The sequence below is a fragment of the Cognataquiflexum aquatile genome, assembly GCF_003316845.1.
GTDB lineage: Bacteria > Bacteroidota > Bacteroidia > Cytophagales > Cyclobacteriaceae > Cognataquiflexum > Cognataquiflexum aquatile.
The window spans coordinates 1,339,184-1,352,856 of record NZ_QMIK01000001.1 but is presented as its reverse complement, the minus strand read 5'-3'; the positions used below and the strand labels follow the sequence as shown (position 1 = coordinate 1,352,856).

At 41.6% G+C, this 13,673-nt stretch carries 8 protein-coding genes; 4 read left to right on the top strand and 4 right to left on the bottom strand.

Annotation, left to right across the window (positions count from 1 at the left end):
• Positions 1–358 precede the first annotated feature (358 nt).
• Positions 359–928 carry an HD domain-containing protein gene (locus DQW11_RS05565; RefSeq protein ID WP_113922966.1) on the top strand — a complete coding sequence of 190 codons (570 nt, stop codon included), beginning with the start codon at positions 359–361 and terminating at the stop codon, positions 926–928.
• A 72-nt stretch (positions 929–1,000) separates the two neighbouring features.
• On the opposite strand, the gene DQW11_RS05560 is transcribed toward DQW11_RS05565, so the two are convergent.
• The 4 genes from DQW11_RS05560 to DQW11_RS05545 all read right to left on the bottom strand — a co-directional run bounded on the left by DQW11_RS05560 (position 1,001) and on the right by DQW11_RS05545 (position 10,456).
• Positions 1,001–3,550 (bottom strand): phosphocholine-specific phospholipase C, encoded by a 2,550-nt coding sequence (locus tag DQW11_RS05560; protein WP_113922965.1) that lies wholly within the window; start codon positions 3,548–3,550, stop codon positions 1,001–1,003.
• A gap of 70 nt (positions 3,551–3,620) precedes the next feature.
• Complete coding sequence (locus tag DQW11_RS05555; protein ID WP_113922964.1) at positions 3,621–5,177, bottom strand: SusD/RagB family nutrient-binding outer membrane lipoprotein; 1,557 nt, start codon at positions 5,175–5,177, stop codon at positions 3,621–3,623.
• A 29-nt stretch (positions 5,178–5,206) separates the two neighbouring features.
• Positions 5,207–8,425, bottom strand: coding sequence for a SusC/RagA family TonB-linked outer membrane protein (locus DQW11_RS05550; protein WP_113922963.1), 3,219 nt, complete (start codon positions 8,423–8,425; stop codon positions 5,207–5,209).
• A 702-nt stretch (positions 8,426–9,127) separates the two neighbouring features.
• Entirely contained in the window at positions 9,128–10,456 is a 1,329-nt protein-coding gene (locus DQW11_RS05545; protein ID WP_113922962.1) for a DEAD/DEAH box helicase, read from the bottom strand.
• A 334-nt stretch (positions 10,457–10,790) separates the two neighbouring features.
• Between DQW11_RS05545 and DQW11_RS05540 the strand changes: the two genes are divergently transcribed.
• From DQW11_RS05540 to DQW11_RS05530, 3 genes are all read left to right on the top strand, one after another.
• Positions 10,791–11,897, top strand: coding sequence for a Gfo/Idh/MocA family protein (locus tag DQW11_RS05540; RefSeq protein WP_113922961.1), 1,107 nt, complete (start codon positions 10,791–10,793; stop codon positions 11,895–11,897).
• Positions 11,898–12,040: 143 nt separating this feature from the next.
• Complete coding sequence (locus tag DQW11_RS05535) at positions 12,041–12,883, top strand: hypothetical protein (RefSeq protein ID WP_113922960.1); 843 nt, start codon at positions 12,041–12,043, stop codon at positions 12,881–12,883.
• Between the two features lie 162 nt (positions 12,884–13,045).
• Positions 13,046–13,567, top strand: coding sequence for a DinB family protein (locus DQW11_RS05530; protein WP_113923234.1), 522 nt, complete (start codon positions 13,046–13,048; stop codon positions 13,565–13,567).
• The last annotated feature ends 106 nt before the right edge of the window (positions 13,568–13,673 follow it).

Genomic DNA, 13,673 nt, shown 5'->3' with positions numbered 1-13,673 from the left:
TTTTAAACATAAGTTTAGCAAAAATAAACTTTACGATTTTATATTTCAAATATAATGCAATTACTATTGTGTTATCATTCAAATTCCTGTTGGTGATTTAGCCTTAATCAATCATTTAATTTTGTTTTTTCGCTTTCATGCCACTCTCCAAATAAAACTTGGGCTGAAGTCTTTTTGTAGCAGCCTTGGACTGTCCTCTATCGACTGTGGTCGATTATTTGCACCTCTTTGCCCTTTTGGAATATATTAGCCTAATAGCGGATTATCATTTATTTTTTAACATAATCTTTTCTTAATTCGAATTTTGTATGGAATCCAAAAGGATGAATTAATTTAGTATTTATAAACATTAAACAAAATGAAGGATACCCTTTCCAAGGAAGAAAGAGTCAATTTGGTTTTTGACTTGTATGAAAAATTTGGTCATGCAGATTATATAGGTGAACCCGTTTCCCAGATTGAACATATGTGCCAATCCGCCCAACTTGCCCAAAAAGAAGGATATGACGACGAAGTGATTTTGGCAGCTTTTTTCCATGATTTGGGTCATTTGTTTGCCATGGACCGACAGCTTGAAAATATGGGGGGGTTTGGAGTAAAGCGCCACGAGCAAATCGGAGCGGATTTTTTGAGAGAATTAGGTTTCCCTGACAAAGTAGCCAAACTTGTCGAAAACCATGTGCAGGCAAAGCGCTACCTGACTTTCAAATACACTGAATATCTTCAAAAGCTGTCCGAGGCGAGTCTGATGACTTTGGGTTACCAAGGTGGCGTCATGTCTTCGGAAGAAGCTGAGGCTTTTGAAAAAGATCCCTTATTTGACCTTTCCCTCAAAATGAGAACATGGGATGAATTGGCCAAAGAGGAACAAATTCCTGTTCCAGATTTGGGATATTTGAAAGAAATGGCGCTGTCGGTTATTGAATGAAATATGATTCGAAAATAAAAAAGCCGGATTCGATACCGGCTTTTTCATAAAATCATCTCTCAATGCACTCACCTAAACAGAGAATGTGTCACTCTCTATTGACAAATTCCCTATCTGTGGGTCGGTTTTAGAAGGTAATCCTGTTTCTATTCTTCCTGCAAGTCTTCTTTCAAATAGTTCGTTTCCTTTGATTCTCAAAGCATAATCGTACCAACCAAAACTTTTCTCGGTTTCCAATGTGATCGTTTTCTCTGAGTTTGGATTCAACGATATTTCCGTCTGGGCTTTTCCATAGGCTTGATCTTCCAAGATCAAGTCCAAATTTTTGACTTTGTCGTGGTTATTGATAGTGAGAATCAACTTGGGATTTTTTGGATCTTTGAGGTCGTAAGTTGCACTGACTTCTACCAAAGGTTCGTTTCTAATTCCTTTGAAACTTCTGTAGAATCCATTAGGGCCATAAGCATCCAAGTGGTAATGTCCGTTTTCAAAATTGACCAATGGCCATTGGTAATCAAGGTCTGTTCCAGGTTCCAAAGCAAAAGACCAGACTTTCATCGGCATCCATTTTCCATTTTCTAAATATTTGGTAGGAGCATAAACCTGAAAAGGAACACCTGCTGTCTTTTTCCCAAACACCTTATCCGAATTTTGAAAAACTATCCGGAATGACTGCTGAAAGTAATCCATTGCTCCATCTAGGTATAATTCGTAAGGAAGCGCATTGGAATTCCTTGTGCCGGCTTCTTGTTTGGGCAGGACTTTGGATTTTCTCCCGGTTTTTTTGACTGCTTGGATTTCTTCTGATTTCAAAGGGCCGAAGTTGTCAGGCAGGTTTTTGAAACTCGCTTGGTGGATCATTTTCATAAATTCTTGCTGTACTACGGGTTTTGGAAAATCTATTTTCTCGCCATCATAAGGTCTGAAAGCGGATGTCAGGTCACCACAAACGGTCCTTCGCCAACTGCTGATATTGTCTTCTGTGATGTCTTTTCCGGTTTTGTGTTTGAGAAATTTCTCCAAAAACATCAGGGGAGAAGTCAAGTCACAGACTTCTGAGTTGACCCAACCGCCGCGCGTCCAAGGGGAGGCGATGATCAGCGGGACCCTATAACCCAAACCAATGGGACTTTGGCGGGCATTTTCAGGCTTCATTCCGGGTTTGGAAAGTTCCTCTTCCAAGGTTACAAATTCATCTTTGGTCTGAATGCCTCCGGTTACTTTTCCGGAATTTGGATCTGAAGGATGCGGGGCGACAAAAGGAGGGATATGGTCAAAATATCCGTCGTTCTCGTCGTAATTGAGGATAAAAATTGTCTTCTTCCAGACTTCAGGATTTTCGGTCAGGATGTTCATTGCCTCGGAGACATACCATGCGCCGTACCAAGGGGCAGATGGATGGTCGGAGAATTTTTGCGGAGCGACTAGCCAAGATACGGTCGGAAGTTTTCCTTCTTTGACATCTTTGCGGAATTCGTGGAGGATGTCGCCCTTAGGGATTCTTGTTTTGAAGGTTTCCCCGTCTTTTTCATATTCCATCCATTCTGTCTGGTGAAAATCAGGATCTTCAGAATTGATTGTAAATGCTTTATTGTGGAGGTTTTTCTCTGTTTCGGAAAGGTTGTCAAAGTTGTCCGGATGATACTTGACCAAGGTCGCTTGGATATAGGCCAATTTGGTTTTGTTTTCTTCCAATGCTATTTCCATGCCATCGACTGGATTGGATTTCATCGAATTTTCCAAATCAGCGATGGATTTCAGCAGATCTTTTTCTCCTTTCTGTAAAAATGGGTAGTGGCTTTTGGCAAAGCGCACGTGGTATTGCTTGAACCACTCCAGGTTATTGTCTGTGAAGTTTGCTAAAAGTGATTCGTCTTCGTCCTCTAAACCTGAAGATAAGCTGATTTCATTTTGGTAAACCCTCCATGAAACTCCGTTTTCTTCCAGTCTTTCAGGATAAGTTTTCCAATCCACTTCTTTGGAATAAGTGGCTTCGGAGTTACGTACAACCGAAAACCCGTCTTTGGGATCCCTGCTTTTTCCTGTCCAAAAATACATTCTGTTGGTCGTGGTGCCGGTCAGTGCCGAACAAAAATGCTGGTCGCAGACCGTAAATGCATCAGCCAATGCATAATAAAAAGGGATGTCCTCTCTTTTGTAATATCCCATGCTCAAGGGTATATGGCTGAATTCTTTGTTCCCGGGTCTTTTGGATTCTACCCATCCATCATATTTTCCTTCATTCCGTGCATCAACCTGATCTTCCCAAGAGTGGGGAACTCCACCCATCCAAGTAGATTTTGTATTTAGGATATCTAGGTGAAATGGTTTGTAGATTTTGCCGTCTTTGTCAGGCTGTAGCCAAACGGGCAAATCATTGGAAAGCTTGATAGCCCTTGGGTCATTGAATCCCCGGACTCCCTGAAGAGAACCCAATGCATGGTCAAAAGACCTGTTTTCCTGCATCAGGAATACAATATGCTCCGCATCAAGAAATGTCGTGCCGGCTTCCGGACTGATGGCCATGGCTTTTTGGATAGCCTGTGGGATTCCTCCCCAAAGTGCCATACTTCCTGAAAAAATTGCTGCCTGTTTAAGAAATTCTCTTCTGTTATTTTTCATGGGTATTGTTTAAAAATCCTGCCTGTACCGATGTCCGGAACAGGCAGGAATCTATCATTTTTCAATTAAATTATCTAGCTAAATCCCACCAAACACGGGTAGAGATCCTGTCCACTCCCTGTCTTGCAAGCGCGGCCTTATAGTTATCTTCGTTCAAAGCCTGAACAGACGAGGGATACATAAACCTCCTCGGAACGTTTGGTTCAAATGCTGCCGGTCCAGGTACAATTGTTGGGATACCTGTTCTTCTCCAATCATACCAGTTTTCAAGACCTGAGAAATATAAAGCTACCCATTTTTGAATTCCGATTTTTTTAAGTTTTTCGGCCTGTGTACCGGTATAGGCAACATTTGGTTGGGAAAGATACTCATCTCCAATGTTTAGCCTGTCTGCAATCTGGGGAAGGTTGACTACCCTGTATCTTGCTTCATAGTAATCAAAAGAAGCATTGATGCCATTGAGGTAATATTGATCCGCAGTACCTGATGTGATATAACCCCTTTCCCATGCCTCAGCAAGTAAGAATTGCAATTCTGAGTAATTCATCAAGATCGTTTGATAGCCTATTGGGTTTGCCCGAGGAGAACATGCAGCACATGTCCAAAGGAAACCTACCCTTGAGATGAAGTTGGAACCACCTTTGGCCGGGTCACCTGATGGGGAATACTGTAAAGCTTCTTCATCAGAAAGACCGTTTGGTACGCCACTGTAATCAGCTGGATTTCCAACAACACCTGCTGCAGAAGCATTGGTAGGTTGGGCATAAGCAAAAAGTCTTGGGTCATTTAGCCCTTTGAGCGTTATCTCCATGTTTTTACTTAGCCTAAATTCGTCAAACGAACCCGATCGTGTGGTATAGAGATCATGCTGATTGGGAACATCCGGCAGATGCTGTAACACCGCGTGATCACTGTTTCCGGTGAAAACCGGGAACTGAGCAGGGTTAGCGAGGATTTGCTCCAATTCTGTGGATGGATTCTTTCTCAATGAAATCCTCATCAAAACCCTGATCCGAAGGGAATTGGCAAACTTTTTCCAAGTGGTTATGTTTCCCCCGAAAAGGATATCTCCACGCACGGGCTCGCTGCTTGAACCAAGCAGTTCATTGGCTTCTCTCAAATCTTTCAAGATCCCTTCATAAATGGCTTCTTGAGAATCAAATACAGGATAGTTTATCCCTTCTTTTGCCTGAATTGCCTCTGAATAAGGCAATTCCCCATAAGCGTCTGTCATAAAGGAATACTGTAATGCACGGACAATTTTGGCAATTCCGATATAGTTATTTTGGCCAAGAGGTTCAGAGATTTTGATGATGTTCGCAATGTCTCTCTGGGCATTGAAAAAGCTTCCATATGGATCACCAAAAGGACCCCAATTGTATCGGTCTTCATTGGTAAACTGGATTTTCGCAGTGTATTGCATGACCACATTGCCGATTCCCCAAGCTTGACCGGCATGCTGGCCTGCTGTTGTTCTAAGGATAGTCGGCAGTAATAGGGAAGAAGGGACAGTTTCCGGTGAATTGGGATTGCTGTTGATTTCCTCAAAATCACTTGTACAGGCTGCGAACCAACCCAATTGAAGGGCTAGTAAGGCAGTGAATAGTTTTTTGATATTGGTTTTCATAACAAATGTATGTTCGGAAATTTTACTGGTTAAAACTTAAGATTGATATTAAACCCAAGACTTCTGGTAGATGGGAACGCCATATTTTCGACTCCAGGCTGCAAAGTTCCTCCTGACATAGACAATGTCTCAGGATCAAAGTGTGGGTTTTCGGTCCACAGCGCCAGGTTTCTGGCTACAAATGAGACTTTGATATCCTGAAAAGGAGTCCTGCTGATAAATTCCCTTGGGAAGTTGTATCCAAGTGTAACTTCTCTCAATTTCACATAAGAGGCATCATATTTGGCCGCTTCCACATTGTTTCTTTCGAAGTACCTGTTGTGCCAGTTTCGGGAAGTGATTTTGATGGTGTTTGGAGTAAAAGAACCGTCAGCATTTTGGATGACACCTGGGCTGATGATGCCGTTGCCTTCTACAGTCAGGTCATAGCCATTTTCTCTTCCAAAAAGTGTTTCTTCCAATTGGCCTGAAGTACTTCCGATCGTTTTGGTCCTCGATACCACAATGCCTCCATATCGGATATCAAATAAGAACCCGAGGTTGAAGTTTTTGTAGGTAAAGTTGTTTTGGATACCAAGCATCCAATCAGGATTGTAGTTTCCTTGAAGTTTTAATTCAGAATCCCTGAGTGGAGTTCCCGTGCTGTTATGGATGATTTGGCCAAAATACGGGCTGTTCGCATCTTCAACCCTTGCAAATCCTACTCCGTAAATATTCCCCATTCTTTCACCGATCCTAGCCTGAACAAATGCACCGTTTCTTTCAGTAAGGGTGTATGTGTCCAATCCTTCTGTCAGTTCAAGTACCCTTCCTCTGTTCCTTGTAAAGTTGGCAATGACGTCCCAACGGAAGCCGCTTTGTCTTTTGATCGGGTTGGCCAAAGCGACGATTTCTATACCACGGTTTTGGATTTTTCCGGCGTTGATGATCCGGCTGTTGTAACCTGTAGCAATATCCAAAGTGATAGGGATGATCTGGTCACGGGTGACATTGTCATAATAGGTAACATCCAATCCGAGTCTTCCTTCAAAGAACCTGAGGTCAAGACCAAATTCGGTGGAGGCTGTTCTTTCAGGTCTCAAGTCTGCATTGGATAGGGTAGAGGATTCAGTCTTGGCCTGGTTTGAACCCCATGCGATCTGGTTGTTGAACACATTGGTCAAGCTATATGGACTTGTGTCATTTCCCACTTCTGCATAGGCAGCCCTCAATTTTACCAAACTGACGCTTCTTGGCATTTGGATCATATCCGAAAGGATAGCGCTCAATGTTGCTGAAGGGTAGAAGTAGGAATTGTTGTTGACCGGCAAAGTGGAAGACCAGTCATTTCGGCCTGTGATGTCCAAAAACAGGATGTTTTTATATCCGATCTGCCCAAATCCATAGAGCGAATTGATCTTCTTTTTTGAATTGAATTGGTCAACCTGCAATGCAACTGCCGTATTGGTTAAATTGTAAATTCCTGGAATCAACAATTCAGGTGCAACTACTTGTTGGAACCTGTTTTCCTGTGACATCAGGTTACCGCCTAGGGCTACATTATATGTCCAGGTTCCTCTGCCGGCTTCTGTGTAGGAAAGCAAGAAATCAGAATTCCTTTCACTGAAAAAGATATTATCCTCTCTGTAATGTCCTCTAGGGAAACGCTGTGTAGAAAATGCCCTTTTTCTGTCCCTAAATTCATTGTAAGTATCCAGACCCGTCCTGACCATCAGGTTGAGTTTGTCTGTGATTTTGTAATTCAAAGACACATTACCGAAGACCCTGCCTTTTTGCTGCCCGTTGGTATTTTCATAGACAGTGAAGTAGGGGTTGTCATGGTAGTTATAATTGTAATTGAACTGCTGAACATCTTCCAGACCTGGCATCCAATAGTCCCTCAAGTTATTGGTATTGACTTGTCTTCCATACCAGATCCAGAGGTACATCAAGCTTTCTGTACCGTAGCTGATGTTTGGTCTGTTTCCTGAAGTGGTATTTTGGTAATTGACCGTGGTGTTCAAGGTCAATTTTTCAGGAATAATGTTGATGCCTGAATTCAGCGCCAAGGTATTTCTCTTCAAATCTGTGTTGGGCACGATTCCTTTTTGGTCCAGATTGGTCCATGAGAAGCGCACATTGGCTTTTTCATTGTCACCTGCAATAGACACGTTGTTTGCCAAAGTGACGCCGGTTTGGAAAAAGTTATTGATGTTGTCCCTATCGGAAACCCAAGGGGTTGCATTGATGGTACTTCCTGCAGGTGCATTCAAATCACCTCCCCTGAATCCAGGAATGTTTCTAGGAGAATCAAATTGAGGGATGTTCAGTCCTTTGTCCATTTCTGGACCCCAGCTTTCATCGACCCCATCTGCAATACCGGCACCAGCACCATTAACAAAAGAAAATTGCCCGTTGTTGCCTTGTCCATATTTGTCCTGCCACTGCGGCATGACGAGCGGACTGTCAAAAGTTGTGTTGGAATTGATGGTCACTCCCAATCCTTTTTTGCCTTTTCCGGATTTGGTTGTAATCAGAATCGCACCGTTGGCAGCTCTTGAACCGTAAAGTGCTGCTGCGGCAGGACCTTTCAAAACCGTCATTGAAGCAATGTCGTCGGGATTGATCTCGCCGGCAGAATTGCCATAATCCACCTCTAGGCCGCCCCGTCCCGATGAACCGACGATATTGTTACTGATAGGAATACCGTCCACCACGAATAGCGGTTGGTTGGCATTGATGTTCAAAGAAGATTCTCCCCGGATTGTCACCCTTGTGGAACCACCCAAAGTACTTGATCCATTGGTGATTTGCACCCCGGCAACACGTCCGCTCAGGGAATTCAAGACGTTGGTCTCTCTAGCTTCGGTAAACCTGTCGCCTCCTACAGTCTGAACTGCGTAGCCCAAAGCTTTTGCGTCACGTTCCATTCCGAGTGCCGTCACGACCACTTCGCCCATATCTAAACCTTCCATCAACGTGATATTCATGATAGAAGAATTCCCTACAATCCTGTCCATTTTCTGAAATCCGATGAAGGAGAAAACCAAAGTATCTGAAGGATTTGCCATGATGTTGTACAAACCATCCAGATCTGCTACAGTGCCTCTGTTGGTGCCTTTGACCAGTACACTTGTTCCTGGTAGCGGTTGCCCTGTCGGGTCAGTAATTTTTCCCTCGACCCTTTTTTCTTGGGCGATGGCTGATAGCGTCAATCCAAAAAAGAGGACCAACATCCATCCGACGTGCTGTAATCTTGCCGTTTTCATGTGTTTTTGGTAGAAATGTTTGATAGCTTTAAGTTTAAAAGTTTTACCAAAGCTAAACTTTTGAGAATTTTTGGCAGTTAAGAAAAAGTTAACTTAAAGTGAATTAATTTTATGTTAAATGATAAAAAAATGGCTTTTTTAAATCAAAAATCAACATTATTGAGATAATATTGATAGTTAAAAAAGGTGTAGTGTTTAGAAATAGTTAGGTTTATGTTAAGTAAAAAAGTATATAAATAGTAAACAAGAGGGTGGAAAGGATTTAGTACCTGAAAGTACTAAGTACAATGTACCAAGTACGAAGTAGCTAGACAGTGAGAAGTAAAAGGTAAGAGGAGCAGGAGGTTTAAAAAATTGGAAGGTTCCTGGGTTGGGAAAGACTGTGGTTTGGAGGTCGCAAAAGAATTGAGTGGATATATGTGAAATTGGAGATAATTAGGAATACCTCATTGCTATTCTATCGTTCCGTTTTAAGGTTATAATCTCGCACGTTTCGGGATGAGATAAACTAGATTAAGGATATTCAATTAACCAAATAATCAATTAACCAATTAAACCCAAATCAGTTAACCAATTAAACCCAAATCAGTTAAACAAATAACCCTTTAACCAAATAACCAAAATTCCAGACAACCATTACAACAACTATAACAATTACAACCGATTAAAGTGAGACCCTTCGTTCCTCAGGGTGCAGGCACTTTATCTCGCCACCTCAATTTTCACCTTGCTCTTTTTCAGTTTCTCATTCCTGATTTTGTCAAGGGTTTTTGCGACTTTGGATCTTTTGACAGCCACATAAGATGAAAAATCCAAAACTGTAATCAGCCCGATATCTGAAGTTGTCAGGCCTCCCTTTTGTGTCAGCAAACCCACAATGTCGCCTTTGGAGATTTTGTCCTTTTTGCCGGCACTGAAATACAGGCATTCAAAGGATGAAGGCTGCACCGGCTGAAGTTCTTCGGTAACGGTGATTTCCTCGACAGATTTGTCTATATAATCGGGCAAAACCTCATCGTTGGCCAAGACCAGGTAGCTGTTTCCCTCGGCATGCATCCTTGCGGTTCTACCATTTCGGTGGATGAAGGCATCTTTCCTGATCGGCAATTGGTAGTGTACCACGTGCATGATTTCGGGGATATCAAGACCTCTCGAAGCCAAGTCCGTTGCAATCAGGAGATTGTAAACTCCGCTGCGAAATTTGATCAGGTTTTTTTCTCTGTCAATTTGTTCCATTCCGCCATGCAGGACGCCATGTTCAAATCCATTTCCTGTTAGCAGCATACTGATCCGGTCCACCGCATCCCGGTGATTGCAAAAAACAAGGCAGGGTTCATTCTGAAATCCTGCTACCAAGCGCATCAAGACCTGGACTTTTTCCTTACTCGAAGTATGGATAAGCTTAAGCTCTAGCTTGGAATCGTCCACTTCTTCGAGGTAGTTGACAGTATAGGGTTTTTGGAAAGGAATAAAATCAGGCAAGCGCTCCAATACGGTGGCCGATGTAAGGATGTGCCGTTGGGTCTGTGCCTTCAGTCCTCGGAATATCACCTGCAACTGTTCGTGGAAACCCATTTGCAGGGATTTATCGAACTCATCCAAGATGATCATTTTGATTCCCTGGGTGTCGAAAGATTCTTTTTGGACATGGTCAGAAAGTCTTCCCGGCGTTCCTATCACCACTGCAGGCGCTTCGCTGAGGCTGTTTTGCTCGACCTTCATGGCATGACCGCCATAGACAGTACTTACTTTGAAAGGAGTTTTCATCCCTTTTAAAACCTGCTCGATCTGTATCGCCAACTCCCGTGATGGGACTATGATCAGCGCCTGTACTTCCTTTAGGTCTTCCTGAAGGGAATCTACCAAAGGAATCAGGTAAGCCAATGTCTTCCCCGAACCGGTAGGTGCCAAGAGCATGATATTGTCGGTCTTGGCAGCGGATTCTATAAAGTCCGATTGCATTTCATTGAATGCATCGATAGAAAGGTTCTTTAAATATCTGGCGTGGGAGGAAGCGGTATTTTCTGACATGGGGCAAAGGTACGGAAATAAAATTTGGAGATTTATCAATAGTCACCAGTCCATAGTCCACAGATGCTGCATATGAACTTCAGTCCGAGTTTTACTTGGTTGGTGACGTGAAAGTGTAAATACAAATTGGTAAAATGGAAAAATGAGAATCTGTATGAATGTATATTCTAAATTTGAAATTGATGAAGTTTTAATTCCATCAGTTAATCCGAACCTTATTTTTTTCTCCCCGCATAAAAAATATTAGGTTCAGTTTTAGATATAAAAATTCCGAATTTGTTGTGAAGAATGAAAATTCCCATCTTGTATTCTATTCTCCAACCCAAACCAAACCATGAAAAATCTCCTCCTTTTTCTTTTCATTTGTTCCTCTTTTTTTCAATACTCATTTGCACAGCAAAGCAATCAACCTGTCCGCATGGCGATGATGGGACTTTCTCATGGGCATTCGCCCTGGATTTTCAATAGAAAAGACAAGACTGATGTGGACTTGGTGGGGATTTACGAACCGGATGCAGCCCTTGCAGCAAGCTATGCCAAGCGCTACAACTTGGATCAAAAACTGTTTTTTACCGATGCCAAAGCGATGCTTGATGCTACAAAGCCGGAAGCTGTATTGGCCTTTGGTTCCATTTATGCCCATTTGGAAGCCGTGGAACTTGCCGCTCCGCGTGGAATTCATGTCATGGTGGAAAAGCCGTTGACATTTTCTCTCGACCAAGCCAAAAAAATGGAAGCTTTGGCCAAAAAACACGGGATCCATCTCCTGACCAACTTTGAGACTTCTTGGTATGCAAGTACCGAAAAGACCTATCAATTGCTTCAGGACAAGGAAGCTTTTGGGCCGATCCGCAAAGCTGTATTTCATCATGGACACAGAGGTCCCAAAGAAATCGGGGTGGGGAAGGAGTTTCTGGATTGGCTGACGGATCCGGTTCAAAATGGGGGTGGCGCGTTGGTTGATTTTGGTTGCTATGGAGCCAATATCATGACTTACCTGATGGAAGGGCGAAAGCCGATTTCCGTCACAGCCGTCACGAATACCTACAAACCGGACATCTATCCCAAAGTGGATGATGAGGCGACGATCATTTTGGTTTATGGAGATGCTCAGGCGATTATCCAAGCTTCTTGGAATTGGCCTTTTGACAGAAAGGACATGGAATTTTATGGAAAGACCGGTCAGGTAATCAGCGAAAACAGGTCAAAGATGCGGACACGAACTTGGGACAATCCTGAGGAAAAAACCTTCGAAGTTCGGCCGGATGAAGTTGGGGTGTATGTAGATCCTTTTTCCTATTTCGCAGAGGTGATCAGGGGCAAAATCAAAGTGGAAGACTATAGTCTTTATTCTCTGAACAACAACATGATCGTCGCCGAAATCCTCGATGCCGCCAGAAAGTCAGCGGAGAAAAAGGAGACGGTATTTTTGGGGAGATAGGGCGATGGGATAGATTAGGTTTAAAAAATTCTTTTAGTTTTATAGGGAATTATTTCCAAATTTTTGGAGGAAGTAAGCTATTTGAACTCTTTTCTTATTATAAAGGACTTGAGGATGTTACCGGCAAGTTAAAAAAACCACATATGAAGAAAATTATTTCCCTTTTGATATTTGTAGCAATTGTGCCCTGCGCCCAAGGTCAGCAAGTCGTATTTAAGTCAAGGTTTTTACCTGATAAAGAGTATTTCACATCAAGCTCAACTGATTCCAAAAATACCCTTGATGTGTCAGGACCTGAAGAAAGAATATTGAAAATAAAGGAAAATGGGTTTGATTTCCCTATAGAAATTTTAAGTCAAACCCAAATACAAACTGAAATGAAAAATGGGGAGAAACAAGAAGATGAGAGTTTCTTTTATACAATGCTTTATAAGTCCATAAATACAACAACCACACAAAACGGAAAAAAAGAAGAAAAGGAAAACCCAATGACAGGTTTGGTTATAGAAGGAAAATATAAACCCGATGGACAAGTTGAAGTTCTGAATATAATCAGTGATAAAGTAAATGATGCTACAAAAAACGTAATTAAATCATCTCTAGAAAAGGTCACGCAAAGTATTCCTTTTCCTGAAGAGCCGATGAAAATTGGCGATTCATTCTATCAAGTCATCCCTATGACAATTCCTGTGGCAGATTTAGCAAGCGTCTATATAAAAATTTCTACCACCTATACTTTAGATGAAATTAAAGACGCTTTTGCCTATTTTAATTTAAATCAAAAGATTGAATTAAATATGGACCAGGATTCAGCCACAATAAAAGCAGAGGGAATAGGAATAGGAAAAGCCATTTATGACATGAAAGCCAATTTTGTAAAAGATTATGGCACTGACTTAAAAATGAAAATATCTGTAGGATTTGAAGAATTAATATTCACAAATGAAATGGTAACAAAGACAAGTCAAAAAGTTGAAATGAGATAAAACCCTCTGGTAACAGCACCTAAGGAAACATGGAACAGTCAGTGGCATTCGCAAAGTTTGTTCCCCGAACTAACTTTAGTTATTGCAGAAAGGAAATCGCTCCGAAATGCCCCCATGTTTCTTAGCTACGGACCCTTAGTCAAAAGCGTAAAGACAAAAATCATGGACAAACAGACTATAAAAAATAAACTCTACGAAAGTCATAATTCATTTATTTCCTATTTGGAAAGTTTGTCTGAAGATGAATTTCTAAGTAGGAAAAATGATAAATGGACAGCAGGACAACAACTTGAACACATATTTCTTGGAGTTAAACCTGTTAGCCAAATATTGAGTTTTCCTAATTTCATTCTGAAACTTATTTGGGGACAAGCCAACAGGAAAAGTAAGAGTTACGAAGATTTGGTGAAAAAATATTTATTGAAATTAGAAAACGGAGGAAGAGCAATTGGAAGATTTATCCCAAAAGCAGTAAGTATCGAAAAAGGTTTAAGACTGAAAGGTGACTTGAAAAATGAGGTAGATAAATTAGCTGGTAAACTTGACAAATTAACTGAAGATGACCTTGATAAATATATTTTACCTCATCCATTATTGGGCAAATTGACAATCCGAGAAATGCTGTATTTTACAATTTATCACGTTAGACATCACGAAGAATTAACTAAACGCAATTTAAAATAAAATTGTTAGCTACTTCACTGGTCTTGCGCCATGCGGGGTGAAGTGCTTAAAATGAGGTGCAGTTTTACAATTTAACTTTGCTTTTTCCCTATAAAATTTACAGATT

Bases quoted from the DNA above. Each gene is read 5' to 3' on its own strand.
- DQW11_RS05565 (WP_113922966.1), top strand. From the start codon at position 359: ATGAAGGATACCCTTTCCAAGGAAGAAAGAGTCAATTTGGTTTTTGAC.
- DQW11_RS05560 (WP_113922965.1), bottom strand. From the start codon at position 3,550: ATGAAAAATAACAGAAGAGAATTTCTTAAACAGGCAGCAATTTTTTCA.
- DQW11_RS05555 (WP_113922964.1), bottom strand. From the start codon at position 5,177: ATGAAAACCAATATCAAAAAACTATTCACTGCCTTACTAGCCCTTCAA.
- DQW11_RS05550 (WP_113922963.1), bottom strand. From the start codon at position 8,425: ATGAAAACGGCAAGATTACAGCACGTCGGATGGATGTTGGTCCTCTTT.
- DQW11_RS05545 (WP_113922962.1), bottom strand. From the start codon at position 10,456: ATGTCAGAAAATACCGCTTCCTCCCACGCCAGATATTTAAAGAACCTT.
- DQW11_RS05540 (WP_113922961.1), top strand. From the start codon at position 10,791: ATGAAAAATCTCCTCCTTTTTCTTTTCATTTGTTCCTCTTTTTTTCAA.
- DQW11_RS05535 (WP_113922960.1), top strand. From the start codon at position 12,041: ATGAAGAAAATTATTTCCCTTTTGATATTTGTAGCAATTGTGCCCTGC.
- DQW11_RS05530 (WP_113923234.1), top strand. From the start codon at position 13,046: ATGGACAAACAGACTATAAAAAATAAACTCTACGAAAGTCATAATTCA.